22 protein-coding genes are annotated in these 26,801 nt (G+C 51.9%); 13 read left to right on the top strand and 9 right to left on the bottom strand.

The window, feature by feature from the left end:
* Window positions 1-5: 5 nt before the first annotated feature.
* The 4 genes from rsmE to metK all read right to left on the bottom strand — a co-directional run bounded on the left by rsmE (window position 6) and on the right by metK (window position 3,420).
* Complete coding sequence (rsmE, locus tag QWJ20_RS12905) at window positions 6-740, bottom strand: 16S rRNA (uracil(1498)-N(3))-methyltransferase (protein WP_174867143.1); 735 nt, start codon at window positions 738-740, stop codon at window positions 6-8.
* A 98-nt stretch (window positions 741-838) separates the two neighbouring features.
* Entirely contained in the window at window positions 839-1,537 is a 699-nt protein-coding gene (gene endA / locus QWJ20_RS12910; protein ID WP_433992700.1) for a deoxyribonuclease I, read from the bottom strand.
* 96 nt (window positions 1,538-1,633) lie between these two features.
* On the bottom strand, window positions 1,634-2,146 hold the full coding sequence (locus tag QWJ20_RS12915) for a SprT family zinc-dependent metalloprotease (RefSeq protein ID WP_095700686.1): 513 nt from the start codon (window positions 2,144-2,146) through the stop codon (window positions 1,634-1,636).
* A gap of 122 nt (window positions 2,147-2,268) precedes the next feature.
* Window positions 2,269-3,420: a methionine adenosyltransferase gene (metK, locus tag QWJ20_RS12920; protein WP_010295424.1), complete on the bottom strand. Its 1,152-nt coding sequence runs from the start codon at window positions 3,418-3,420 to the stop codon at window positions 2,269-2,271.
* A 557-nt stretch (window positions 3,421-3,977) separates the two neighbouring features.
* Between metK and QWJ20_RS12925 the strand changes: the two genes are divergently transcribed.
* Window positions 3,978-4,136: a hypothetical protein gene (locus tag QWJ20_RS12925; protein ID WP_165707522.1), complete on the top strand. Its 159-nt coding sequence runs from the start codon at window positions 3,978-3,980 to the stop codon at window positions 4,134-4,136.
* Window positions 4,129-6,111 carry a biosynthetic arginine decarboxylase gene (speA, locus tag QWJ20_RS12930; protein ID WP_095700685.1) on the top strand — a complete coding sequence of 661 codons (1,983 nt, stop codon included), beginning with the start codon at window positions 4,129-4,131 and terminating at the stop codon, window positions 6,109-6,111. The genes QWJ20_RS12925 and speA overlap by 8 nt, the downstream gene beginning before the upstream one ends.
* Window positions 6,112-6,169: 58 nt before the next feature.
* Here the strand turns inward: speA and QWJ20_RS12935 are convergent, their stop codons facing one another.
* Window positions 6,170-6,715 (bottom strand): helix-turn-helix transcriptional regulator, encoded by a 546-nt coding sequence (locus QWJ20_RS12935; RefSeq protein ID WP_095700684.1) that lies wholly within the window; start codon window positions 6,713-6,715, stop codon window positions 6,170-6,172.
* 676 nt (window positions 6,716-7,391) lie between these two features.
* Complete coding sequence (locus QWJ20_RS12940; RefSeq protein WP_095700683.1) at window positions 7,392-8,144, bottom strand: M48 family metallopeptidase; 753 nt, start codon at window positions 8,142-8,144, stop codon at window positions 7,392-7,394.
* A 410-nt stretch (window positions 8,145-8,554) separates the two neighbouring features.
* Here QWJ20_RS12940 and tkt point away from each other — a divergent pair, with 410 nt between their 5' ends.
* The 7 genes from tkt (at window position 8,555) to QWJ20_RS12975 (ending at window position 17,153) form a co-directional block, all read left to right on the top strand.
* Window positions 8,555-10,549 (top strand): transketolase, encoded by a 1,995-nt coding sequence (gene tkt / locus QWJ20_RS12945; protein ID WP_433992701.1) that lies wholly within the window; start codon window positions 8,555-8,557, stop codon window positions 10,547-10,549.
* 315 nt (window positions 10,550-10,864) lie between these two features.
* A complete protein-coding gene (gene epd / locus QWJ20_RS12950; protein WP_433992702.1) occupies window positions 10,865-11,881 on the top strand; it encodes an erythrose-4-phosphate dehydrogenase in 1,017 nt (338 codons plus the stop codon).
* A gap of 72 nt (window positions 11,882-11,953) precedes the next feature.
* Window positions 11,954-13,117 (top strand): phosphoglycerate kinase, encoded by a 1,164-nt coding sequence (gene pgk, locus QWJ20_RS12955; protein ID WP_039305500.1) that lies wholly within the window; start codon window positions 11,954-11,956, stop codon window positions 13,115-13,117.
* A 137-nt stretch (window positions 13,118-13,254) separates the two neighbouring features.
* Window positions 13,255-14,331 (top strand): class II fructose-bisphosphate aldolase, encoded by a 1,077-nt coding sequence (gene fbaA / locus QWJ20_RS12960; protein ID WP_095700681.1) that lies wholly within the window; start codon window positions 13,255-13,257, stop codon window positions 14,329-14,331.
* A 135-nt stretch (window positions 14,332-14,466) separates the two neighbouring features.
* Entirely contained in the window at window positions 14,467-15,315 is an 849-nt protein-coding gene (gene mscS / locus QWJ20_RS12965) for a small-conductance mechanosensitive channel MscS (protein WP_433992703.1), read from the top strand.
* Window positions 15,316-15,564: 249 nt separating this feature from the next.
* Entirely contained in the window at window positions 15,565-16,179 is a 615-nt protein-coding gene (argO, locus tag QWJ20_RS12970; protein WP_014916729.1) for an arginine exporter ArgO, read from the top strand.
* Between the two features lie 248 nt (window positions 16,180-16,427).
* Window positions 16,428-17,153, top strand: coding sequence for an oxidative stress defense protein (locus QWJ20_RS12975; protein WP_039542224.1), 726 nt, complete (start codon window positions 16,428-16,430; stop codon window positions 17,151-17,153).
* Window positions 17,154-17,404: 251 nt separating this feature from the next.
* Here the strand turns inward: QWJ20_RS12975 and QWJ20_RS12980 are convergent, their stop codons facing one another.
* Window positions 17,405-18,298 (bottom strand): LysR family transcriptional regulator ArgP, encoded by an 894-nt coding sequence (locus tag QWJ20_RS12980; RefSeq protein WP_095700679.1) that lies wholly within the window; start codon window positions 18,296-18,298, stop codon window positions 17,405-17,407.
* Between the two features lie 240 nt (window positions 18,299-18,538).
* Between QWJ20_RS12980 and rpiA the strand changes: the two genes are divergently transcribed.
* Both rpiA and serA read left to right on the top strand, forming a co-directional pair.
* Window positions 18,539-19,198: a ribose-5-phosphate isomerase RpiA gene (gene rpiA, locus QWJ20_RS12985; RefSeq protein ID WP_039317220.1), complete on the top strand. Its 660-nt coding sequence runs from the start codon at window positions 18,539-18,541 to the stop codon at window positions 19,196-19,198.
* Window positions 19,199-19,492: 294 nt separating this feature from the next.
* Window positions 19,493-20,725: a phosphoglycerate dehydrogenase gene (gene serA / locus QWJ20_RS12990; protein ID WP_095700678.1), complete on the top strand. Its 1,233-nt coding sequence runs from the start codon at window positions 19,493-19,495 to the stop codon at window positions 20,723-20,725.
* Window positions 20,726-20,779: 54 nt separating this feature from the next.
* Here the strand turns inward: serA and QWJ20_RS12995 are convergent, their stop codons facing one another.
* Window positions 20,780-21,781 (bottom strand): zinc-binding alcohol dehydrogenase family protein, encoded by a 1,002-nt coding sequence (locus tag QWJ20_RS12995; RefSeq protein WP_174872453.1) that lies wholly within the window; start codon window positions 21,779-21,781, stop codon window positions 20,780-20,782.
* 136 nt (window positions 21,782-21,917) lie between these two features.
* Here QWJ20_RS12995 and QWJ20_RS13000 point away from each other — a divergent pair, with 136 nt between their 5' ends.
* Both QWJ20_RS13000 and QWJ20_RS13005 read left to right on the top strand, forming a co-directional pair.
* The gene (locus QWJ20_RS13000) at window positions 21,918-22,826 is read left to right on the top strand and encodes a LysR family transcriptional regulator (protein WP_119888423.1); all 909 of its coding nucleotides are present in this window, start codon (window positions 21,918-21,920) and stop codon (window positions 22,824-22,826) included.
* Window positions 22,827-23,080: 254 nt separating this feature from the next.
* Window positions 23,081-24,784, top strand: a complete 1,704-nt coding sequence (locus QWJ20_RS13005) for a methyl-accepting chemotaxis protein (protein ID WP_174872454.1) — start codon at window positions 23,081-23,083, stop codon at window positions 24,782-24,784.
* A gap of 76 nt (window positions 24,785-24,860) precedes the next feature.
* Here QWJ20_RS13005 and ettA read toward each other — a convergent pair whose 3' ends face one another.
* Window positions 24,861-26,528 (bottom strand): energy-dependent translational throttle protein EttA, encoded by a 1,668-nt coding sequence (gene ettA, locus QWJ20_RS13010; RefSeq protein ID WP_072012442.1) that lies wholly within the window; start codon window positions 26,526-26,528, stop codon window positions 24,861-24,863.
* Window positions 26,529-26,801: the final 273 nt, after the last annotated feature.

The raw sequence follows: 26,801 nt of genomic DNA on the forward strand, positions 1-26,801 counted from the left end.
CTCCTTTACCCCAAATCGCCGAAACGTACCTGTAAGGCGGTCATGGCGGTGAGTGCAGTGGTTTCTGTGCGCAAAACGCGTGGCCCCAACAGGATATCAGTGAATCCGTGTTCTGAGGTCATGGTAATTTCACCGGCGGTGAGCCCGCCTTCCGGGCCGATCAGTAGCCTGACCCGATCGACCGGCAGTGGTAACGTATTGATGCTCTGTGTGGCGCGTGGGTGCAGATTCAATTTCAACGCGTTGTCTTGTTCTGCACACCAGGCTTCCAGTGTCATCGCTGGCCGCACCAGCGGTACACAATTGCGGCCGGACTGTTCACAGGCGGCAACTGCAATTTTCTGCCACTGGCTAATTTTTTTCTCCATACGCTCGGCATCCAGTTTGACGCCACAGCGTTCAGAAAGCAGTGGGGTAATCACATTGACGCCCAGCTCGATGGATTTCTGAATGGTAAATTCCATCTTCTCACCGCGCGACATCACCTGTCCCAGATGTAAATGTAGGGGCGATTCTTTATCTTCCAACTTACCTGCTGTGAAGCGAACGCGCACACTCTTTTTGCCAGCCGCGATGATTTCTGCATCAAAGGCATGATTGCTGCCATCAAACAGCTGCAATGACTGACCCGTCGTCATGCGTAACACGCGACCCACATGATTGGCGGCATCGTCACTCAGGTCGACTTCACCGCCGTTAAGGGGGAGCGTTTCGGGATGAAAAATGCGTGGTACTCGCATACTGGATTCAGACCTTTGAATAAAATAGAACGGCGCAAAACCACCGTCATCTGACGGTGGTTACGCTGGAAATTGATTCGCTATAGTAGGTAGACGAACTAGCGCTGGCAAGCTTGTTGAACGTAGGGATTCGGGTTTCCCTGTTTTGCGGCGATGCGCTGATTGCGGGTACATTCCCACTGTGTGACGGGGTATTGCTTATCCCAGGCTTCGAACAGCTGGGTTTGCTGGCTGGAAAGACGTAACTGATAGCGGTCGCGCATGTAGAAATAGGTACGCGCGATCTGGCCGCGAGCGCGAGCGGGCGGTTCTGCCAGATTATTTTTGAAATCGACCTTCATCTCGCATTGACCATACTGGGATGCACCACCGTTCCATTGCCCATACATGGCATTACCACGATCGCCGTTTACCTCGCCGATAGCGGGCTGCAGGTTATGCAAATCGGTTTCCATCTCACGGTAGACAGGATCGCTGTTACAGTTCTTTCTGCCGCCATCCTGCCAGCACTGACGCTGGTGGCCAAACTGCCAGGCGGGTACAACGTGCTCCCATTCGATACGGCTGGCACGTTGCTCATTTTTCCTCACCTGATAGCCACAGGCTTCAAGGTCGGGCGTGCCTTTTTTGCCCTGCCACGTAATCTTGCAGCCACAGTAGAACGAACCCGGCGCATCGCGATTAATGTCGACAGCGGCGGCTTTTGCTTGCGAAAAATTATTGATGTTTTGACCCAGCGCGGTGGCCGAAAACAGACCCGCGCCTACGGCGGTGATAGCGAGAATTTTGCGTAGCATATTCCAAATAATCCACTGGCTGTAAAGTTGGCAGACTACCGGATGTCTCGTCGGCAGGCAAATGCAAAAGCAGTTTTTAAAACTGGAAATTCCCTTTTAAATAGAACTTTTTACATCATGACGTAAGGTTTTCCCGCAACGACGACAGCGATATTCTGTTTCGCCGCGCAACACCCGATTGTGCCGACGGATCGTCAACTCATGCCGTTGGCAATCACACAGGTAGGTGAAGGTTTTCCCCTGTACGGACTGAACCGCAAACCGATGCGTGCGTTTTGCCGGGACGCACAGCACGTTTTCCATCATCCAGCGCCATTCCTTGCCATGCGGTGCGACACGGCCAAAACGTGCATAAACCAGCAGATGAGCCAACTCATGGGGAACCACTTCATCGATAAAGGCCTGTTGGTTTTCCTGCAACAAGACGGGATTCAGCCGGATTTCCCAGTGTTGCAGCCAGGCCGTTCCTGCCGTTGAACCGCGTTGCTGGTAATTTACTGCTGGCTCGGTGTAGTCCGTCTTCAAGGTGAGGTTAGCCTGCTGCAATTTATCACGCAGACAGCGCATCACAGCCTGATGGCTGGCAATGGGGATTCGGGGTGTGTTCATTGCTGTGAGCATAAATTGAGTGGCAGGGAGACGCAATAGGCGAAGCGGAGGGAAATGCGAGGGAGGTAGAATGAAAAACGGCGAACTCTCATTCGCCGTTTGGTGTTTATTGCATCGCCAGATTACAGGCCCGCAGCTTCACGCAGCTCTGCGGCTTTGTCCGTTTTTTCCCACGGGAAATGTTCGCGGCCAAAGTGACCATAGGCAGCTGTTTCTTGATAAATCGGATGCAGCAGATCCAGCATCTGGATTAAGCCGTAAGGACGCAGATCGAAGAATTCGCGCACCAGCAGCGTCAGTTGCTCGGTGGACACTTTCTCTGTGCCGAAGGTTTCGATCATGATGGACGTCGGTTCTGCCACGCCGATAGCGTAGGACACCTGAATTTCGCAGCGATCGGCCAGGCCTGCCGCGACGATATTCTTGGCAACATAGCGTGCAGCATAGGCAGCAGAACGGTCTACTTTAGACGGATCCTTACCAGAGAACGCACCGCCGCCGTGACGTGCCGCGCCGCCGTAGGTATCAACGATAATTTTACGACCAGTCAGACCGCAGTCACCCATTGGGCCGCCGATAACAAAGCGTCCAGTTGGGTTGATGAAATATTTGGTATTGGCAGACAGCCATTCTGCAGGCAGAACTGGCTTGATGATCTCTTCCATCACCGCTTCATGCAGATCTTTCTGGCTGATGTCTTCTGAATGCTGGGTAGACAGCACCACGGCATCGATGCCAGCAATCTTGCCATCGTCGTACAGGAACGTGACCTGACTCTTCGCGTCCGGGCGCAGCCACGGCAGAGAGCCGCTCTTGCGGACTTCTGACTGGCGCTGAACCAGACGGTGTGCATAAGTCACGGGTGCTGGCATCAGTACGTCGGTTTCGTTGGTCGCGTAACCGAACATCAGACCCTGATCGCCTGCGCCTTGTTCCAGTGGATCGCGGCGGTCAACGCCCTGATTGATGTCAGGAGACTGCTTGCCAATCGCGCTCAGTACGGCACAAGAGTTAGCGTCAAAGCCCATTTCAGAATTGACATAACCAATATCACGCACGGTACGACGGGTAATTTCTTCAATGTCGACCCAGGCGCTGGTAGTAATTTCACCACCGACTAACACCATTCCGGTCTTTACATAAGTCTCACAAGCGACACGCGCTTTTGGGTCTTGCTCCAGAATGGCGTCGAGAACCGCATCAGAAATCTGGTCAGCAATTTTATCAGGATGTCCTTCAGAGACTGACTCGGACGTAAAAAGGTGTTTAGCCATGAGTTTCTTTACCTTCAAATCAAAGCCGTTAAGCAGTGTATCAGTTAATCGGTATAGACGGATTAACATCTGGATGGCTATTTTAGGTCACCTTTTGGTCTCAGTGCCAGTAGTTTTTCGCATTAGCACGCCATCGTCCTTTTATCATCGGCCGTTTTTTCTTTTACAAGAGATGACTAGCGGTAATTTTCATTTTGCTTTTCCAGCAGCATGTAGGTATAAACGGCGAGCGGTGATGCAACCCGCGACATCTTGAATTTTTATTGATAGCTGACCGCATAGCCTGCGGCGCACGTGGAGGTGGTAGGATTAATGATCCGTTGTTTACTGAGTGTATTGCGTTCGCAATATGTCCCTTTTGACGCTACCGCGTCCGCGACTCAACCCTTCTTTTCCGTTTCTCGACGTAGCCTGTCTTTAAATTCGACACAGGACTCCAGGGCTGGTTAACCTGCCTGTTATTCTTTCTGCCAGAAGCGTTTAGCGTCTTTCTGGTCACGTTCGCCCGGTGGTTTTCACAACGAGTTTTATCGACCCGTAACACGGAGCCTGACAACGTGTTTTACACTAATAAGAGTAATAAAGTGACGGCATACTTCACTACGCCGGTTTTTTCACTGTCGATGCCGCATGTTGCAGGTATGCTCATGTGGGCTGTTTATTCAGGTACTGATGTGATCCGCAGTCTAGAAAAAGAAGAGGTTCGTTATGTCTGACGACATGATTCATCACGGCTCGTCAGCGACGGGTAAACATGAAAATTTGCGCTCTATGCAGGAGGTTGCCATGAATGACCGTAATGCCAGCGAAATGCTTCGTACTTACAATATTGCCTGGTGGGGCAATAATTACTATGACGTCAATGAACTCGGCCACATTAGCGTGTGCCCAGATCCTGACGTACCAGAAGCTCGCGTCGATCTGGCCAGATTGGTCAAAGACATGCAGAAAGATAACCATCAGCGCCTTCCTGCGCTGTTCTGCTTTCCGCAAATCCTTCAGCATCGCCTGCGTTCTATTAACGCTGCGTTTAAACAGGCTCGCGAATCGTTTGGCTATGAAGGCGGGTATTTTCTGGTTTATCCGATCAAGGTTAACCAGCATCGTCGCGTCATTGAGTCACTGGCTAATTCCGGTGAACCGTTGGGTCTTGAAGCTGGTTCAAAAGCGGAACTGATGGCAGTACTGGGCCACGCGGGCATGACCCGCACGGTGATTGTGTGTAACGGCTACAAAGACCGTGAATACATCCGTCTGGCACTCATCGGTGAAAAGCTGGGCCACAAGGTTTATCTGGTCATCGAGAAGATGTCCGAAATTCGGCTGGTGCTGGAAGAAGCCGAGCGCTTGAATGTGGTGCCGCGCCTTGGCGTCCGTGCGCGTCTGGCTTCTCAGGGGTCGGGCAAGTGGCAATCCAGCGGCGGTGAAAAATCCAAGTTTGGTCTGGCGGCGGTCCAGGTTCTGCAACTGGTTGAGATGCTGCGCGAAGCAGGGCGGTTGGATAGCCTGCAACTGCTGCATTTCCATCTGGGATCGCAGTTGGCGAATATCCGTGATATCGCGACGGGCGTGCGTGAGTCTGCGCGCTTCTATGTCGAACTGCATAAGCTGGGCGTAAATATCCAGTGCTTCGACGTCGGTGGCGGGTTGGGCGTGGATTATGAAGGCACGCGCTCTCAGTCTGATTGTTCAGTGAACTATGGCCTGAACGAATACGCCAACAACGTGATTTGGGGTATCGGTGATGCCTGTAACGAAAACGGGTTGCCACATCCGACGGTCATCACCGAATCTGGCCGTGCGGTAACCGCGCACCATACCGTGTTGGTTTCCAATATTATCGGGGTTGAACGCAACGAGTTCAGTGACCCGACTGAGCCGGAAGAAGGCGCTCCGCGTGCGCTGGAGAGCCTGTGGTCAACCTGGAAAGAAATCAAGCAGCCGGGGAAACGCCGTTCGCTGCGTGAATGGCTGCACGATAGCCAGATGGATTTGCACGACGTGCACACCCAATACACGCACGGCATGTTGGATCTGACGCAGCGTGCGAAAGCAGAGCAGCTTTATCTGAGCATCTGTCAGATGATTCAGGAACAGCTGGATCCGAGCAACCGTGCGCACCGGCCGGTGATTGATGAATTACAGGAGCGGATGGCTGACAAGCTGTATGTCAACTTCTCGCTGTTCCAATCCATGCCGGATGCATGGGGGATCGATCAGTTGTTCCCAGTAATGCCGTTGGAAGGGCTAAACAAGCCGCCTGAGCGCCGTGCTGTCGTGCTCGACATCACCTGTGATTCCGATGGTACGATCGATCATTATGTCGATGGTGACGGGATCGCGACGACGATGCCAATGCCGCCTTACGATCCAGAAAACCCGCCGCTGCTGGGCTTCTTTATGGTCGGTGCCTATCAGGAAATTCTGGGGAATATGCATAACCTGTTTGGCGATACGTCGACCGTTGACGTGTTTGTCTTCCAGGATGGCACCGTTGAGATTGAAGAGTCTGACGAAGGGAATACGGTTGCCGACATGCTGGAGTATGTGCAGCTTGACCCCAAAGTGCTGATGACCCGTTTCCGCGATCAGGTGAAAGAAACTGACCTGGATACCGAACTTCAGGCGCAGTTCCTGGAGGAGTTTGAAACCGGGCTGTACGGCTATACTTATTTGGAAGATGAAGAATAAGTGTGACTGATTGAGTAAAAAGGGATGCGAGTGAGCATCCCTTTTTTTCGTCTATCGCTCAGATAAGCGAATGACTCATATTGATATCAGTGGCTGGTTTTGGAAGGGAATCAAATTCTTCAATGACGCTGTCTTTGAAGATAATTTTAGCAATAAGCAGTAAAGAGTTTTTATCCTGAACGCCATATTTATTCAGTAATCGTGATTTGCTGTTCAGTACTGACTTCTTATTTAATCCGATGATATCGGCAATCGCTTCCGCTGTGTAGCCCGCACACCAATGCTGGAATACGGCATATTCAGATTTTGACAGTCTGACGGGACTGAATAAACGGCGGTCGTGAAGGTGGACGAAATCGAGTAATTTATAAAAAGAATCGATGGCTGCTGACTTTGAAATAAGAATCGTTTTTTCGTCAATGCACACGGGAGGGTGATTGGGAGAATTATTGATGATAACGAACGACGACGCCATATTATAAAAGTGAGTTCTTATCGACTCGTAGTATTCCTCAAAGCCCTCGCTGCTACCGTCAATGATGAAAATACATTTCTTCTTTCCTTGCTGCAGCGTAAACCTGTTGACGGGTTTTATCGAGAGCATAGGGATACTAGATAGGATTTCCCGTAATCCCACCGTGGTAAAATTGCATTTACTGAAAATTCTCACATCCATGATTTTTAACACATATGAGTTTATTGTCTGAAAGTGGCCATAAACCAATAATCGTTGCTGATGTTATCCAGTTATTAAGAAATCGCGATCCTGAAATGCCTTTAAATCGCTAAAAAGGTGGAGCTTCTAGAGAAACCTGCGGCGCGACAACAGGTTTTATCATATATCTATATGATCAAACTGGAAAAAATTTTATTGGTTTAACATAGTATGCTTGATTTACTGGTTTATTTCTATCTTTAAATACAGGGGGTTACTCCATCATTCTTGTTTATTGCGACGGATGTCTCTGTGTTAATCGCGATTGTCTGTTTTTCCGTATGCCGCCGCATTCGCGGAGTGCTGCTTCCAGCATCTGGAAATCTGCCGAGATTCGTTTCTTAAAAAGAGAACGAAAAGTAAATATGATTGAAAATAGCTATCTATTTATATCTATTAATTCTTAAATCCTATCATGAAGAAGATAGAAGCGATTGCAGATAGCTGTTATGTAACAGCTTACCGTGAATATGATGGGGATGATAGTGGTCGGATGACTAGCGGGCAATTGAGATTTTTTCAATTGCCCTTGGGTAGACGTTTTGCAAGTAATCAGGACGTGGAATTACTTCCCAGCAGCAATGCGTTCACGAATGTGTTTCGCACGGCCTTCTGATGAAGGGTGAGAATCGAACATGCTGCTCTCACGACCGGCATCCAGTTTGGCAAGTTTTTCAAAGCTGCTTGCCAGACCTTCCAGCTTGACGCCACGCTTCTTCAGCAGATCGAAGGAGTAATCATCTGCCTGCGTTTCCTGAGTTTGAGAGAATTGGGAATTAACCAGTTCTTCTCCCAGATCGGCGAGTTGAGACTGTGACAGGGACGCCGCTACGCCACCCGCAGAGCCAATGGCAGTACGTGCAGCAGTCGCCGCATAGGCAACCTGCATGGCTTTACGAGTGTGGCCCAGCGCAACGTGGCCAATTTCGTGGCCGAGAACGCCTTCCACTTCATTGTCATTCATCATATCCATCAGGCCGCTGTATACGCGGATGCAACCGTTAGCCATTGCCCAAGCGTTAACGTCTTTTGTCAGATAAACCTTATAGTTGGCCGGTGTACCGTTGATGTCATGACCCAGCGCATCTGCAATTTTATTCAGGCGCTGTGTGTATTTGCTGTCGGCAGGGGCAATCTTTGCTTCTTTATCCATTTGCTCACAGGACTGATTGCTGAGCGATTTCACATCAGCATCGCTGAGTGTTGCCGCCTGGAAAGCCTGTGCGCCGGATTGCATTAAGGTACTGGTGTTTAAGTTCTGGCAGCCAGTCAGCAAGGTTGCGACACACAGCGCCAGTACAGAAGAACGAATAGCCATAAAAATCATCTCCATACGATTAATGTTTATTTTTTAATATCAAAAAAGCGGCTTTAAGGTACCCGAAAACGGCATTGATAAATAGATCGGAAAATCTGATTTGTATTTTTTCTGATAGCCCGTAGGCCATGAATTTTGTTTCCGAAGCGTTCCAAAAAGAGGCTGTAGATAAAGGTAAACCCACTGGAAAACAGTGCGTATGGCGCTGCAATCCACTGCACAATTGGCAAAAGAACCGCCATTGATTCGTTAGCCGATAAATCCCTGTTTTTTGCTCACGGTTCCATGTGCATTCCCTCTGCTTTTCATGTACATTTGTAATCATATTTATTTTGTCATTCTTGTTTAAATTGTTGTTTTTTATCGATTATTCAAGAAAGGCAGTCGTTCAATCCGATCTGGAGTCAAGCATGTCCTCTCGTAAAGAACTTGCCAATGCTATCCGTGCGCTGAGCATGGATGGGGTGCAGAAAGCCAAATCCGGTCACCCTGGTGCACCGATGGGCATGGCCGATATCGCCGAAGTGCTGTGGCGCGATTATCTTAACCATAATCCGACCAACCCTAACTGGGCCAACCGTGACCGCTTCGTACTGTCCAACGGCCACGCTTCCATGCTGATTTACAGCCTGCTGCATCTCTCCGGCTACGACCTGCCGATTGAAGAACTGAAAAACTTCCGTCAGCTGCATTCCAAAACCCCAGGCCACCCTGAATACGGTTACACCGCTGGCGTTGAAACCACCACCGGCCCGCTGGGTCAGGGTGTTGCCAACGCAGTGGGTATGGCGATTGCCGAGCGCACGCTGGCAGCACAGTTCAACCGTCCGGGCCACGAAATTGTTAACCATCATACCTACACCTTCTTGGGTGACGGCTGCATGATGGAAGGGATTTCCCACGAAGTCTGCTCGCTGGCAGGCACCATGAAGCTCGGTAAACTGACCGCGTTTTATGATGACAACGGCATCTCCATCGACGGTCACGTTGAAGGCTGGTTTACCGACGATACCGCTGCCCGCTTTGAAGCCTACGGCTGGCACGTTGTGCGCGGCGTAGACGGTCACGATGCGGACGCTATCAAGCGCGCTATCGGCGAAGCACAGCTAGTCACCGACAAGCCGTCGCTGCTGATGTGCAAAACCGTGATTGGCTTCGGTTCACCGAACAAGGCCGGTACGCACGATTCCCACGGTGCACCGCTGGGTGATGCGGAAGTCGCGGCTTCCCGCGAACAACTGGGCTGGACGCACGCGCCGTTTGATATCCCGGCTGACATTTATGCCGCATGGGATGCCAAACCGGCCGGTCAGCGTAAAGAAGCGGCCTGGGACGAGGCGTTTGCTGCCTACGCCAGTGCTTACCCTGAGCTGGCTGCTGAGTTCAAACGCCGCACCGGCGGTGAACTGCCGACCAACTGGCAGGCAGACGCACAGAAATTTATCGACGATTTGCAGGCGAATCCGGCGAAAATCGCCAGCCGCAAAGCATCACAGAACGCGCTGGAAGCTTACGGCAAACTGCTGCCGGAATTCCTGGGCGGCTCTGCTGACCTGGCACCGAGCAACCTGACCATCTGGTCTGGCTCGGTTTCACTGGATAAAGACCACGCGGGTAACTACATCCACTACGGCGTGCGCGAATTCGGTATGACGGCGATTGCCAACGGGATTGCGCTGCACGGTGGTTTTGTACCGTACACCGCAACCTTCCTGATGTTTGTGGAATACGCGCGTAATGCCGTGCGTATGGCTGCGCTGATGAAAATCCGCAGCATCTACGTTTACACCCACGACTCCATCGGTCTGGGCGAAGACGGCCCGACTCACCAGCCGGTTGAACAACTGGCAAGCCTGCGCGTTACGCCGAACATGAGCAACTGGCGTCCGGCGGATCAGGTGGAAACGGCGGTGGCGTGGAAATACGCAATCGAGCGTCAGGATGGCCCGACGTCGCTGATCCTGTCTCGTCAGAACCTGGCGCAGCAGCCACGTACTGCTGAGCAGTTGGCGAACGTGGCAAAAGGCGGCTATGTGCTGAAAGACAGCGAGGGTCAACCTGAGCTGATCCTGATTGCCACCGGTTCTGAAGTTGAACTGGCTGTCGGCGCGTATGACAAACTGACTGCTGCGGGCCGCAAGGTACGCGTAGTGTCCATGCCGTCTACGGATGCGTTCGACAAGCAGGATGCTGCCTATCGTGAAGCAGTGCTGCCAAAAGCAGTATCGGCACGCGTAGCAATTGAAGCGGGTATCGCGGACTACTGGTTCAAGTACGTCGGCCTGAACGGCGCGATTGTCGGCATGACGAGCTTCGGCGAATCGGCCCCGGCTGAGTTGTTGTTCGAAGAATTCGGCTTCACTGTCGATAACGTCGTTGAAAAAGCGCAGGCGCTGCTGAAGTAATCACGCCGCGTTAATCTCGATATGAGAAGCCGTCAGCTAACGCTGGCGGCTTTTTTTTCATCTTTAACTTAACCTACCTCTCGATGCGCGTTGTTTGTCCCCCGATCGCGGCTTTTTCATTTTTATGACGCAGGTCACTCTTCTGGCGTGTGCCAAACGAGAATATTTCTTTTATGCGTTAATTCGTTTATTCTAGCTGAAGCGTTTCAGTTGTTGTGCTGACGGCGTTTCTCCAGGGGTTCTCTGGTGTCTAAGAAGGGTATATCCTATGCGCTGGGTAACTCTGCCACGACACAAGGAATCACAAGGAACGCCATGACGATTCGTATTGCGATAAACGGTTTTGGCCGCATCGGCCGCAGTGTTTTACGTGCGTTGTATGAATCGGGCCGTCGAGCCGAGATTACGGTTGTGGCGATTAATGAGCTGGCGAGCGCGGAAGGCATGGCGCATTTGCTCAAGTACGACTCCAGTCACGGCCGTTTTTCGTGGGATGTGCGTCAGGAGTGCGACCAGCTTTATGTCGGTGATGACTGTATTCGTCTGTTGCATCAGACAGATATTCAGCCATTGCCCTGGCGAGAACTCGGTATCGATATCGTGCTGGATTGCAGCGGCGTCTACGGTAGCCGGGAAGATGGGGAAGCCCATCTGGCGGCAGGTGCAAAGAAAGTGCTGTTTTCTCATCCGGGAACGACGGATCTGGATGCCACGGTGGTGTTTGGCGTCAATCACCATCAGTTGGAAAGCGGGCACCGCATTGTTTCCAATGCATCCTGCACGACCAACTGCATTATCCCGGTCATCAAACTGCTGGATGATGCCTTTGGTATCGAGAATGGTACGGTGACGACGATTCACTCGTCGATGAACGATCAACCGGTGATCGATGCTTATCATCACGATCTGCGGCGTACACGAGCCGCCAGCCAGTCGATCATTCCGGTAGATACTAAACTGTCGGCGGGGATCACCCGTATTTTTCCGCAGTTTGTCGATCGTTTTGAGGCGATCTCGGTGCGTGTACCGACGATTAACGTCACGGCAATTGACCTGAGCGTTAGCGTCAGGAAAGCCGTAAATGTGAATGAAATTAACGCACTATTGCAAAAATCAGCGCATGAGTCGTTTCGTGGTATAGTTGATTACACTGAATTGCCGCTAGTGTCGGCTGATTTTAACCACGATCCGCACAGTGCCATTGTCGACGGTACGCAGACTCGGGTCAGTGGTCAGCATCTGATTAAAACATTGGTCTGGTGCGATAACGAATGGGGCTTTGCCAACCGGATGTTGGATACAACACGGGCGATGGCGGCCAGCGGTTTCTAGTACGACGGTGGCGATCTAGGGTCGCTATCTCGCTCAAGCAACTTTAAAAGAGAATCAACAAGAGGATTCACCATGTCTGTAATTAAGATGACCGATCTGGATCTGGCTGGTAAACGTGTTCTTATTCGTGCGGATCTGAACGTACCAGTAAAAGAAGGGAAAGTGACGTCTGATGCGCGCATCCGTGCCTCTCTGCCGACCATCGAAATCGCCCTGAAACAAGGCGCTCGCGTTATGGTCACTTCCCACCTGGGACGCCCGACCGAAGGCGAGTACAACGAAGAGTTTTCTCTGCTGCCTGTTGTTGACTACCTGAAAGAGAAACTGTCTTCTCCTGTACGTCTGGCGAAAGATTACCTGGATGGTGTTGATGTCGCCGAAGGCGAGCTGGTTGTACTGGAAAACGTCCGCTTTAACAAAGGCGAGAAGAAAGACGACGAAGTCCTGTCCAAGAAATACGCGGCGCTGTGTGATGTGTTCGTAATGGACGCATTCGGTACAGCACACCGTGCGCAGGCTTCCACCCACGGCGTGGGTAAATTTGCCACTATCGCTTGTGCGGGCCCGCTGCTGTCTGGTGAGCTGGAAGCGCTGGGTAAAGCCTTGAGCAAACCAGCCCGTCCGATGGTCGCTATCGTTGGTGGTTCTAAAGTTTCCACCAAACTGACCGTACTGGATTCACTGTCTAAAATCGCCGATCAGCTGATCGTTGGTGGCGGTATCGCTAACACCTTCGTTGCTGCACAAGGCCACAACGTGGGCAAATCCCTGTACGAAGCTGACCTGATTCCTGAAGCGAAAAAGCTGCTGGAAACCTGTGATATTCCTGTACCGAGCGATGTGCGTGTCGCGTCAGAATTCTCTGAAACTGCAGCTGCAACGCTGAAGTCTGTTACGGCAATCAAAGACGAAGAGCAGATTCTGGATCTGGGTGATGTGTCCGCTGAGCGTCTGGCTGAAATTCTGAAGAATGCCAAGACCATCCTGTGGAATGGCCCGGTTGGCGTCTTCGAATTCCCTAATTTCCGTAAAGGAACCGAGACCATCGCCCGTGCTATCGCAGATAGCGACGCGTTCTCTATTGCAGGTGGCGGCGATACGCTGGCTGCGATCGATCTGTTTGGTATTGCAGATAAAATCTCCTACATTTCTACCGGTGGTGGCGCATTCCTCGAATTTGTCGAAGGGAAAAAACTGCCAGCAGTGGTTATGCTGGAAGAACGTGCCAAGCAATAATTTAAGGTAAGGGGCGCTTTTCCCCTTTCCTGTGGTTGTCTCGATATGTGATGTTCGCAATCTCGTGTCGAGACAGCCTGTCGATTTAACATCGACCTCTTTAACCCCTCCACGGCCAACGAAACGGGACACGTAACATGTCTAAAATTTTTGATTTCGTAAAACCCGGTGTCATCACTGGTGATGACGTTCAGAAAGTTTTCGCAGTAGCAAAAGAAAACAAATTCGCCTTGCCAGCAGTGAACTGTGTCGGTAGCGACTCAATCAATGCTGTGCTGGAAGCCGCAGCCAAAGTGCGCGCGCCAGTCATCGTTCAGTTCTCTAACGGCGGTGCAGCATTCATCGCGGGTAAAGGCCTGAAAGCAGAAGGTCAGCAGGCGGCAATTTTGGGTGCGATTTCTGGCGCTCATCATGTGCATCAAATGGCTGAACACTATGGCGTGCCAGTGATTCTGCACACCGACCACTGCGCGAAGAAATTGCTGCCGTGGATCGATGGCCTGCTGGATGCGGGTGAAAAACACTTTGCTGCGACTGGCAAACCGCTGTTCTCTTCCCACATGATCGACCTGTCTGAAGAGTCTCTGGAAGAGAACATCGAGATCTGCGCTAAGTATCTGGCGCGTATGGCCAAAATCGACATGACCCTGGAAATCGAACTGGGTTGTACCGGTGGTGAAGAAGACGGTGTGGATAACAGCCACATGGATGCTTCTGCTCTGTACACCCAGCCAGAAGACGTTGACTACGCGTACACCAAACTGAACGCGATCAGCCCACGTTTCACTATCGCTGCCTCTTTCGGTAACGTGCATGGCGTATACAAGCCAGGTAACGTGAAGCTGACCCCGACCATCCTGCGTGATTCTCAGGAATATGTTTCCAAGAAACATAACCTGCCGCACAACAGCCTGGACTTCGTATTCCACGGCGGTTCTGGTTCCAGCGCTCAGGAAATCAAAGATTCCGTTAGCTACGGCGTAGTGAAAATGAACATCGATACCGATACCCAGTGGGCAACATGGGAAGGTATCCTGAAATACTACAAAGAAAACGAAGCGTATCTGCAAGGCCAATTGGGCAACCCGAAAGGCGACGATCAGCCGAACAAGAAATACTATGACCCGCGTGTGTGGCTGCGTGCCTCACAGGCAAGCATGGTGACTCGTTTGGAACAAGCCTTCAAAGAGCTTAATGCTGTTGATGTACTGTAAGTCAGACGACGTAAACATGATTTGATGCTAAGGCTCCTACGGGAGCCTTAATTTTTGGGGCTTTTGGGACGCCATGTTGCGATTTCAGTTAGGGGCGTTATGCTTTCCCAGTGATTAAAAAACAGGAGCGTTCAAATGGAAGAACTTAATACGGGGCTGGATCAGGCAGGGGACTGGTTGGTGACACACCAGAGCTTGTTTTTGCAGTATGCCGTGAATATCGTCGCAGCATTAGTGATCCTCATCGTTGGTCTGGTGATCGCTCGGATCGTCTCCGGCACCATCAACAAACTGATGATTAACCGTTCTATCGATTCAACCGTGGCCGATTTCCTGTCTGCGCTGGTGCGCTATGGCATTATCGCGTTCACGCTGATTGCGGTATTGAGTCGGGTTGGCGTACAGACGGCATCGGTGATTGCTGTATTGGGTGCTGCTGGCTTGGCTATTGGTCTGGCATTACAGGGGTCGTTAGCCAACTTTGCAGCGGGCGTCTTGCTGGTGATTTTCCGGCCTTTCCGTACCGGCGAATGGGTGGATTTGGGCGGCGTGTCCGGCTCGGTTACGCAGGTACAGATCTTCTCGACGACGCTGCGCACGTCTGACGGCAAAATTATCGTGGTGCCGAATGGCAAGATCATTGCTGGCAACATCATCAACAGTTCGCGTGAGCCGGATCGCCGTACCGAAATTATTGTCGGCGTAGCCTATGACGCCGACATCGACATGGTGAAAAAGCTGCTGGGCGATATTGTCGCGGCGGATGAACGCATCCAGCACGACAAGGGCGTCACGATCCGTCTGAATGAAATGGCGGCGTCATCGCTGAATTTTGTGGTGTGGGTGTGGACAACCAACGGCGACGCGCAGGCGGTGTATTGGGATCTGCTGGAAAGCTTTAAACGCGTGTTGGATGAGCACCGTATTGGCATTCCTTATCCGCAGATGGATGTGCACTTGCATAACGATACCCCCTCTGCATAACGTAGCTTCTACATAGCTTAGCGCCGCAGCGAAACAGCCAGCATCAACCCGCTGGCACGATCTACCAGACATGCACCCTGTCCTTATCAGCATGGTGCATCGTCAGAAATCATCTTCTCGTCCGACACGGACTGCCTCTGCCTTCATATCATTAGCTTAGCTAATGTAGCGTTAGAATATTCAATTTCACTTATCTCATTGGCTTCCATACACTCGCCGCGATAACAATAAACGGCGTAGGAGAGAAGTATGTGGGCGGTGTATTTACAGGGCGTTTTGTTAGGGGCGGCGATGATTCTGCCTCTGGGGCCACAGAATGCGTTTGTGATGAATCAGGGAATTCGCCGGCAGTATCACCTGATGGTGGCGCTGTTATGTGCCTTGAGCGATATGGTGCTGATTGCCGCCGGTATTTTTGGCGGTAGCGCGTTGTTGAGTCAGTCTTCACTGCTGTTGGGCGCAGTGACCTGGGGCGGCGTTGCGTTTCTGCTCTGGTTTGGCTGGGGAGCGATGAAAACGGCCTTCAGTAAGAATATTGCCCTCGCCAGCGCCGAAGTGATGAAACAAAGCCGCTGGCGCATTATTGCTACCATGCTGGCGGTGACCTGGCTGAATCCACATGTCTATCTGGATACCTTTGTGGTGCTAGGGAGTCTGGGGAGCCAGTTTGCGGACGATGCCCGAAGCTGGTTTGCGCTGGGGACGATGACGGCTTCTTTCACCTGGTTCTTTGCGCTGGCGCTATTGGCCTCCTGGCTGGCACCGTGGCTGAATACGCCGCGGGTACAGCGGGTCATCAACTTTTTTGTCGGCGTAGTGATGTGGGGCATTGCCTTGCAGCTGGCACGTCACGGCTGGCAATAATGGTTAGAAATACTGGTTGGAAATAAATAGCCTCACCTTACGCTGTGTTTCAGAAATTCACCTATATTGTGTGGAGTTGGTAATGCGTTATGTTGGTCGGTAAAGCAATCCGTCTTGTTTCTTTCATTCTGGAAGATACCGTGTTGGCACAGATAATCTATTGATACGGACAATCTATTGATACAGATAATCTGCGAGCGGCATGCGTGACGAAACATAAGTAAGGAGAGAGTGTGAAGCGAGGTATGATGAAGCTCAATGCACTGGCATTGGCCGCTGCGATAGGATTTGGCGGTGTATCGATAGCCGCGCAGGCTGCGGAATTGCCGGATGGCCCGCATATCGTGACGTCAGGGACATCCAGCGTAGACGCGACACCGGATATCGCGCGTCTCGCGATTGAAGTGAGCGTGTCATCGAAGGATGCGGCGGAAGCGAAAAAGCAGGTCGATGCCCGCGTTGCACAATACTTTGATTTTCTGGGTAAAAATGGCATTGAGAAAAAAGATATCAATGCCGCCAATTTACGTACGCAGCCAGAATATGACTACCTGAAAACAGGTGGCTCGGTGCTGAAAGGCTATCGTGCGGTGCGTCAGGTGGAAGTCACGCTGCGCCAGTTAGACAAACTGAACGAGCTGCTGGATGGGGCGCTGAAATCGGGGCTGAATGAGATTCGCACGGTAGAATTAGGCGTGGCTAACCCAGAAACCTATCGTGATGAAGCGCGTAAGAAAGCCATCGAGCAGGCGACGAGTCAGGCGGAAGCGCTGGCGCAGGGCTTCAACGCTAAGCTGGGGCCGATCTACAGCGTTCGCTATCACGTTGCCAACTATCAGCCGATGCCAATGGCACGGATGTTTAAAACGGCAGACGCAGCAGTGCAAAGCGAAGCGGCACAAACCTATGAACAGCAAACCATTCACTTTGACGATCAGGTGGATGTCGTGTTTGAGCTACAGCGTACGCAATAATTACCGCGTAAACGCATTGATGATACTGCCCTGTTTGAGGTCGCTGATAAAGGTCACCAAGCGGGAATAACGGATAGATCGTAAAGACGCTGCAAGTACGTCCATGTAAGCTCGGATTGCGCCATCCATGGCGCAAACGCTTTACTCTTCTATTCCGTTACTCCCGTTTTCGTTCGGTAAATAGGTTTGTCATCACTCTGCAACTGGCCTATTGGTTTTTATCACGATGCCAGTATCACTTTCTCAGTACGTTATGACTGCCGCAGTACCTGATGACCGTGCGAGAGCAGGGCGTCCGTCACTTTCCTCATCATCCGGCTTTCCGGCGCGAAGCGGTGCCAGTAGAGCATCCGGCGCTGAAACAGCCCCGGCGTCAGGTCGATTAGCTCGTTATTCGCCAGTTCTCTCTCGATTTGCAGATGTGGGATCATGCAGCAGGTAGTGCCTTGACGCGCCAGCTGTACAAACGCTTCCGACGAATTCACGATGTGGCAGGGAACGCTGCCCGGCGACAAATCAAAGTTCTGCTGTAAAAAAGCCTGATGCATATCATCCAGATGGTCGAAGGCGACCGCTGGTGCGCGTAGCAGCGCCGAGCGCGTCACGCCATTCGGGAAATAGCGCTCGGCAAAGGCCGGTGAGGCGACAAACAGATAGTCCAGTGCGCCCAGTTTATCTACCAGACAGCTTGGCAGCGGCTGAGACTGAATACTCACCGCACCGACCACTTCACCCCGGCGCAGCCTTTCCTGCGTGCGCGTTTCATCTTCTACCTGCAAATTAAGACGAATCGGTGAATCGACCAGCACCGGTTGTAACGCAGGCAGCAGCCAGGTTGCGAGACTGTCGGCGTTCACCGCCAGCGACAGCAGCAGCGGGATATCGCTGTTAGTTTCATTGCCCAGCCACTCTTCTTCCAGCAGCTCGACCTGATGAAGCAGAGCCAGCAGTTTCTGCCCTTGTTCTGTCGGGCGAGGTGGAATGGTTCTGACTAATAGCGGCTGGCCGAACAGGTTTTCCAGCTGTTTAATACGCTGAGAAACGGCAGATTGGGTAATACACAGTTTTTGGGCAGCGCGTTCAAAACCACGCTCGCGGATGACGGCATCCAGAGCCTGAAGCGTTCGATAGTCCGGGCGTTTCATGAAAGTCAAAATCCTCTGAATGAGTCTGTTTTTTTTCACTATGCCACATTTTGCAGATTTGCCATGCAGAAATCTTATTTTGGTTATTGTGCGCAATCACGATTCAGCAGGGTAGGTGTGGAATGATGAGCATGAAATAATGCATCGGCGGTGAAGTGAATTTGCACGCTTTCCCCAACGTGCATGTTCTATAATACGCACACGTTTTCGTATATCGATTCTACAGGCCAGAAGCAGATTATGACGCAAGATGAACTGAAAAAAGCAGTGGGATGGGCAGCGCTCGACTACGTCCGCCCCGACACCATTGTGGGAGTAGGAACCGGATCGACGGCAGCACACTTTATTGATGCGCTGGGTTCGATAAAACATCAAATCAAAGGCGCGGTTTCCAGCTCGGATGCCTCGACGGAAAAGTTGAAAAGTCTGGGTATCCCGGTTTTTGACGCTAATGATGTGGATTCGCTGGATGTCTACGTGGATGGCGCGGATGAGATCAACGGCCACATGCAGATGATCAAGGGCGGTGGTGCAGCGCTGACCCGCGAGAAAATCATTTCTGCACTGTCGCGCCAGTTCATCTGCATTGTCGATGCATCCAAACAGGTTGATGTGCTGGGCAAATTCCCGCTGCCGGTCGAAGTTATTCCGATGGCACGGTCTTACGTGGCGCGTGAACTGGCGAAGTTGGGCGGGCAGCCGGTCTATCGTCAGGGCGTACTGACGGATAACGGCAACGTCATTCTGGATGTACACAACCTGAATATCATGGATGCGGTCGCGGTAGAAAACCACATTAATGGTATCCCAGGCGTCGTGACCGTTGGGCTGTTTGCCAACCGCGGTGCAGATGTCGCGTTAGTCGGCACGGCTGAGGGTGTTAAAACCGTCGTTAAATGAGTGCGCGATCGTTCTGGCGTGGTGAACCCACACGTCAGAAATTTTTTAGCTAAAAAAATCCATTTAGTTAACGGCTCATTTTTGGTACTTAATATCACATTTTCTTATTTTATTTATCGTCGATATGGCGATGCACATCTTTGGCAATATTTTTTGCCATAAATCAGGCGCGCTCCTCTGTGGCGCGATTTGGGCGAAGCAATCGTTTGTATTGCTGACTGCGTAATTTTTGTTATGTTGGCAGAAGCTATTGAGCACTCTGTCACATTTGAAGTCTGAAAATAAGGTCGGGAAATGGCAAAGGTATCATTGGAAAAAGACAAGATTAAGTTTCTGTTAGTGGAAGGCGTGCACCAGAGCGCGCTGGATAACCTGCGTGCAGCGGGTTACACCAACATCGAGTTCCATAAAGGTGCACTGGATCCAGAGGCGCTGAAAGCCTCCATCCGCGATGCGCATTTTGTGGGTATCCGCTCGCGCACCCATCTGACAGAAGAGATTTTTGCTGCTGCGGAAAAACTGATCGCGGTAGGGTGTTTCTGTATCGGGACTAATCAGGTTGAGCTGTCGGCCGCGACCAAGCGCGGTATCCCGGTATTTAACGCACCTTTTTCCAATACCCGATCCGTGGCAGAAATGGTGATCGGCGAAATGCTGCTGATGCTGCGCGGTATCCCGTCGGCGAATGCGAAAGCGCACCGTGGTGTTTGGGAAAAACTGGCGGTGGGATCGTTTGAAGCGCGTGGTAAAAAGCTGGGGATCATCGGCTACGGGCACATCGGTATGCAGTTAGGTATTCTGGCTGAAAGCCTGGGTATGCACGTTTACTTCTATGATATTGAAAGTAAATTGCCGCTGGGTAATGCTCAGCAGGTGCGTCACCTGTCCGACCTGCTGAATATGAGCGACGTAGTAAGCCTGCACGTGCCAGAAAATGAAAGCACGCAGAATATGATGGGCGCGGAACAGCTGGCGCTGATGAAGCCAGGTTCAATCCTGATTAACGCTGCACGCGGTACGGTGGTTGATATTCCTGCACTGTGTGACGTGTTGAGAAGCAAGCATTTGTCCGGTGCGGCGATTGACGTATTCCCACAGGAACCGGCAACCAACAGCGATCCGTTCCTGTCGCCGCTGTGCGAGTTTGACAACGTGCTGCTGACGCCGCATATCGGTGGTTCCACGCAGGAAGCGCAGGAAAATATCGGTGACGAAGTCGCTGGAAAACTGGCGAAATATTCAGACAACGGCTCTACGCTGTCTGCGGTGAATTTCCCAGAAGTGTCGCTGCCTGTTCATGGCGTACGCGCCAGCCGCCTGCTGCACATCCATGAAAACCGTCCAGGCATGATTACCAAAATTAACCAGATCTTTGCTGAGCAGGGCATTAACATTGCCGCGCAGTATCTGCAAACGACACCTGAAATTGGTTATGTGGTCATTGACGTCGAAACTGACGGTGCACAAACGGCACTGCAACTGATGAAGGCAATTCCTGGCACCATTCGTGCTCGTCTGCTGTTCTGATGTGTAATTGATCAGTGCATTATTAATCAGCCCCGAAAGGGGCTGATTGCGTTATTACAGCGCGATAACGATCTTACCGCGCATATGCCCTTCCAGCACTTTACCGTGAGCCTGCTTCAGCGTATCTACCGTTAACCCTTGCAGCGCTTCGCTGGCAGTTCCCTGAAGTTTTCCTGCATCAACCAGCTGTGCGACTTCGTGCAAAATATTCCCCTGTTCCGCGATATCCGGCGTGGTGAACATGCTGCGGGTAAACATTAATTCCCAATGCAGCGCCGCGCTTTTGAGTTTCAGCGTCGTCAGGTCGAGCGGATTTTTGTTTTCCACGATGGTGCAGATGTGCCCCATCGGCGCGATCAGTTTGCTGATGGCATCCCAGTGGCCGTCGGTGTCGTTCAGGCAGAAAATATAGTCGACCTGTTTGATCCCTTCTTTTTCTAGAGACTCGACCAGATTACGGTAATTCACGACCTTATGGGCACCGCGCTGGCGGCACCACTCTGCCGAGTCAGGCTGCGACGCAGTGGCGATGATATTTACCGAACTGCGCAATGCCGCCAGAGAAATCGCGAGAGATCCTACGCCGCCTGCACCGCCGATAATCAACAGCGTTTTGTCACTGTCGGCCTGCTGTATTTTCAGGTGCTCGAATAAGCCTTCCCAGGCGGTCAGCGCCGTGAGCGGCAGTGCGGCCGATGCTGCCCAGTCCAGCGACACGGGCTTGCGCGCTACGATACGTGAGTCAATCAACTGATGGGTGGTGTTGCTGCCGGGGCGGGTGATATCACCGGCGTACCAGACTTCATCGCCTACCTGAAGGTCGCTCACGGCACTGCCGGTTTTCAGCACGACGCCGCTGGCATCCCAGCCGAGAATTCGGGGCTGCTGTAATCCATTCTGACGCAATCCAGCATGAACTTTGGTATCCACCGGATTGACGGAAATCGCTTTTACGCCGACCAACAGGTCGTATTCACCGGGCTCGGGAATGTCCTGCGTGATGGCAATGAAATTTTCTGGCTGTTGTGGATCAACGGCTATCGCATGAGCGGTCATGGTCTGTTCCTCATTATTTTCAGAATCTGGTTTTGTGAATAAAACCTATTTTTGCATAAGCCAAAGTGTAGAACACAGAGATAGGACTGATAAGATGGACAATAAATAATGCAGTGTTCGTCTAGGGTGAACAATCATGTTTAAACAATTGCAGGATATGGCGCTGTTTGCGCTGGTGGCCGAGTGTGGCAGTTTTACACAGGCGGCGCGAAAGGCGGGGCTGGCAAAATCCAGCCTGAGCCTACGGATTAGCCAGCTTGAACAGCAGATTGGCCTGCGGTTGCTGAACCGAACCACACGCCAGCTCAATCTGACGTTTGCGGGGGAGCGCTACCTGATTCACTGTCAGGAGATGCTGCAAGCCAGCGAGCGTGCCGATCTCGCCGTACAGCGCCTGCGTGATAACCCCAGCGGGCGACTGCGCATCACCAGCCCGGCAGGGCTAGGTTCTACGCTGCTGGCGCGACTCACCGCCGAGTTTCAGCAGCGCTTTCCGGCGGTATCGCTGGATGTGCTGATTTCAGATGATGTGATTGATCTGGTGCAGGAAGGTTTTGATGTCGCTTTTCGTACCGGTAAACCGCATGATTCTTCACTGATTGGGCGCTCGCTTGGGCAAACCCCGCGATACTTGCTGGCATCGCCTGACTATCTGGCGCGGCACTCGGCATTACTTCATCCACAACAGCTCCAGCAACACCGCTGTATTGCGCATCATGCCTGGACGGAGTGGCTCCTTCATCGCGGTTCGGAACTCTATCGCTGGTTACTACCCGATTCGCATATCACGGATAACCTGCTTTACGCTCGGGAGTGCGCCATTGCGGGGGCGGGGATTACGCTATTGCCTGATTTTCTCTGTCTGGATGAAGCCGTTTCTGGAAAACTGGTCAGGGTTCTGCCGGATTGGAAGGTGGAAGCCAACGAGCTTTATCTGGTGTACCCCAGCCGCAAGCTGAATTCACCCGCATTGGCGTGTTTTATCGACTTTGTTTTACAGCATCACGCGTTGGATGATTACTCAGCGTTTTTGAAAAAGCAGTAGAGATTGTCGTACCTATAATATTTTTGTTTCATTTTTATAGGTGTTTTTTAATTTTTATTGAAACGTGATTGCCATCAACTTATTTTAGGTACGTTTTAGACTGAAAATGCCGATAACAATCGTGGTTCCTTTTGACTTTTTTATGAAAGGTTTGTCCTGCGTGGCGTGATTGTCACGATGATATCTGGGCTCTGCCGCACCAATAATGGCAGAGATAATATAGACCAGTGATGGTGAAAATGGGAATGCAACCGATGTCTGTTCAAAAAGAGAAGTTGAGTTACATCAACAATATACGTCTCGTTTCGTTATTTATTACTCTTTTTTCAATTATCCTGATTTTATTTGCGCTTTCTATTGGCACAGCGAGCTATTTCTTAAAGCAAAGTAACGATTCATTGGATAAGGCGAATGAATTATCTGATATCCGGGCTGGTATCAGCAGCAGTCTCGATCAACTGCGTGTTGCCAGATTGCTGCTTATTCAGGCGGGTGCGGCAAACCGTATTAGCGATCACGACGTATTTAAATCCGCTTCAGACCAGGCTGCTGGTCGAGTCAGAGCCTCACAGAAGCGTCTGGATGAATATATCGCGCGTCCAGACAAACTGGAGAGCGAAAACGCGCTGGATGACGAGATTCTTAAGGCGTATGCCAACTACCGTGATAACGGGATTCTGGCTATGCAGAAAGCGACAAACGACGGGGAATTTGAAGATACGATCACGTTGGAAAGTACGCTGGCCCGTCAGTTAGATGAAGCGTTCAGTGTTCCGGTACGCAAGAAAGTGAATGAACTCACGCAAACTGCGCAGGATATCAATCTGCGAGCAGAACAGAATGCCCAACTGGGTTACTGGATGATGGCGGGTTCCTTTGTCCTGTCTATCATTATGGCGATCATGGCCTACATCATGGTGCGCAATGTGATCCTCGCGCCAATCAACAGACTGGTTGATCGTATCCAGAAGATCGCTGCGGGGGATTTGACACAGCCGCCGATGGCGATGGGACGTAATGAGATCGGCACTCTGGGGACGAATATCCAGAACATGCAGGCGGAGCTGACGGATACGGTTACGATCGTGCGCGAAGGCGCGGATTCGATCTATCAGGGGTCGTCAGAAATTACGGCGGGTAACGTCGATCTCTCTTCACGCACCGAGCAGCAGGCGGCCGCGCTGGAAGAAACCGCCGCGAGCATGGAACAGCTGACCGCGACGGTGAAACAGAACTCCGACAATGCCCATCACGCCAGCCAGTTGGCGAAAAATGCCTCTGAAAAAGCGGAGAAGGGCGGACAGATCGTGAAGAACGTGGTGGATACCATGCAGGATATCTCTACCAGTTCACGCCGTATTTCCGAAATCACGTCCGTCATTAATAGTATCGCTTTCCAGACCAACATTCTGGCACTGAACGCGGCGGTAGAAGCCGCGCGGGCGGGTGAACAAGGGCGTGGTTTTGCCGTGGTGGCGGGTGAAGTTCGTAGTCTTGCTCAGCGTAGCGCACAGGCAGCGAAAGAAATTGAAGGGCTGATTGGCGAATCGAGCCGGCTGGTGGATACAGGATCTGGGCTTGTGTCTCAGGCGGGTACAACCATGGGCGAGATTGTTCGCGCGGTTGTCAGCGTGACTGACATCATGGGCGAAATTGCCTCCGCTTCTGACGAACAGAGTCGTGGCATCGGACAGGTGAGTCAGGCCGTGTCTGAAATGGATAGCGCGACGCAACAGAATGCGGCGTTGGTGCAGGAAGCTTCGGCGGCAGCGGTTTCACTCGAAGAACAGGCGGCACGTCTGACGCAGGCTGTCGCGGTATTCAAGCTGGCTGGCGTGGCTCAGAGACTGAAATCGTCCTTGCCAAAGGCTGCGCCGCAACCGCGCTTAGCGCCAGCGATGGCCCTCGCCGGAGCCAGTAGCAAAGGCAGCGAGAGTCAAAACTGGGAAACGTTCTGATTAGGTAAGTGAATCTGTACTGGAAAGAAAAATGGCCCGCAATGCGGGCCATTTGTTTATCACGTTCGGTGACGGATTATTTAGCGATCTTCTTGTATTTGATGCGGTGTGGTTCCAACGCATCGGCACCCAGCGTACGCTTCTTGTACTCTTCGTACTCGGTAAAGTTGCCTTCGAAGAATTCCACTTTACCTTCGTCCTGATAATCCAGAATGTGCGTTGCGATACGGTCGAGGAACCAACGGTCATGCGAGATCACCATGGCACAGCCAGGGAATTCCAGCAGGGCGTTTTCCAGCGCGCGCAGGGTTTCGATATCCAGGTCGTTGGTCGGTTCATCGAGCAGCAGCACGTTGCCGCCTACCTGCAACAGCTTCGCCAGATGCAGACGGCCGCGTTCACCACCGGACAGCTCGCCAACGCGTTTGCCCTGATCAACCCCTTTGAAGTTGAAACGGCCAACGTAAGCACGGCTTGGCATTTCGGTGTTGCCGATACGCATGATGTCCTGCCCGCCGGACACTTCTTCCCAGACGGTTTTGCTGTTGTCCATCGAATCACGGAACTGGTCGACTGACGCCAGTTTCACCGTTTCACCCAGCTCAATCGTGCCGCCATCCGGCTGTTCCTGACCGGACATCATGCGGAACAGGGTCGATTTACCAGCACCGTTCGGGCCGATAATGCCGACAATTGCGCCTTTCGGTACGGAGAAAGAAAGCCCGTCGATGAGCTGACGTTCGCCGTAAGACTTGCTGAGGTTGGAGACTTCCACCACTTTATCGCCGAGACGAGCACCTGGCGGAATAAACAGTTCGTTGGTTTCGTTACGTTTCTGGTATTCGGTGTTGTTCAGCTCTTCAAAGCGTGCCAGACGTGCCTTACCTTTGGACTGACGGCCTTTAGCGCCTTGACGCACCCACTCCAGCTCTTTCTCAATGGATTTGCGGCGCGCCGCTTCCTGAGACGCTTCCTGTGCCAGACGCTGATCTTTCTGCTCCAGCCAGGAAGAGTAGTTGCCTTCCCACGGAATACCTTCGCCACGGTCCAGCTCCAGAATCCAGCCCGCGACGTTATCGAGGAAGTAACGGTCGTGGGTAATCGCCACCACGGTGCCCTCGAAATCGTGCAGGAAGCGTTCGAGCCAGGCGACAGATTCGGCATCCAAGTGGTTGGTTGGTTCGTCGAGCAGCAGCATGTCCGGCTTTTCCAGCAGCAGACGGCACAGTGCCACGCGGCGACGTTCACCCCCGGACAGGGTGGCGATTTTCGCATCCCACTCCGGCAAACGCAGCGCATCGGCGGCGCGTTCTAGCTGGTTGTCCAGGTTATGACCGTCGTGTGCCTGAATGGTCTCTTCCAACCGGCCTTGTTCTGCGGCCAATTTATCGAAGTCTGCATCCGGTTCAGCATAGAGCGCATAGACTTCATCCAGACGCTTCAGTGCGGTCACGACTTCAGACACCGCTTCTTCCACGGATTCACGAACGGTGTGCTCCGTGTTTAACTGCGGTTCCTGCGGCAAATAGCCGATTTTGATTCCAGGTTGTGGGCGAGCTTCGCCCTCGATGTCCGTATCAATGCCAGCCATAATACGCAACAGCGTTGATTTACCGGCTCCGTTCAGACCCAGCACGCCGATCTTGGCACCGGGGAAAAAACTGAGGGAGATGTTTTTCAGAATGTGACGCTTCGGCGGTACGACCTTACCGACGCGATGCATGGTATAAACATATTGAGCCACGTTGCGACTTCGCCTCTCTCTTATCTCTATGATTTGTCACCATAAGCGGGTGACCATATGTAGCACTGTGTTACCTAATACTAAATCGCTGCTAAGGAAATACCCTGGCAGCGGATCGATTATTCTAAGCGCATTACTCTAAGTATGAAGTGTAGCGGTTTTCAGCCTGCGATCCCAGCTATCCGGCGATTTGCCATGGCCGATCTGAGACGTAGGCCCGCCTGATGAATTTCAGAATCGGTTTGCGGATCGGCATATCGTTGTCTGGCATGA

The sequence above is a fragment of the Pectobacterium sp. S5 genome, from assembly GCF_051707265.1.
Classification (GTDB): domain Bacteria; phylum Pseudomonadota; class Gammaproteobacteria; order Enterobacterales; family Enterobacteriaceae; genus Pectobacterium; species Pectobacterium polare.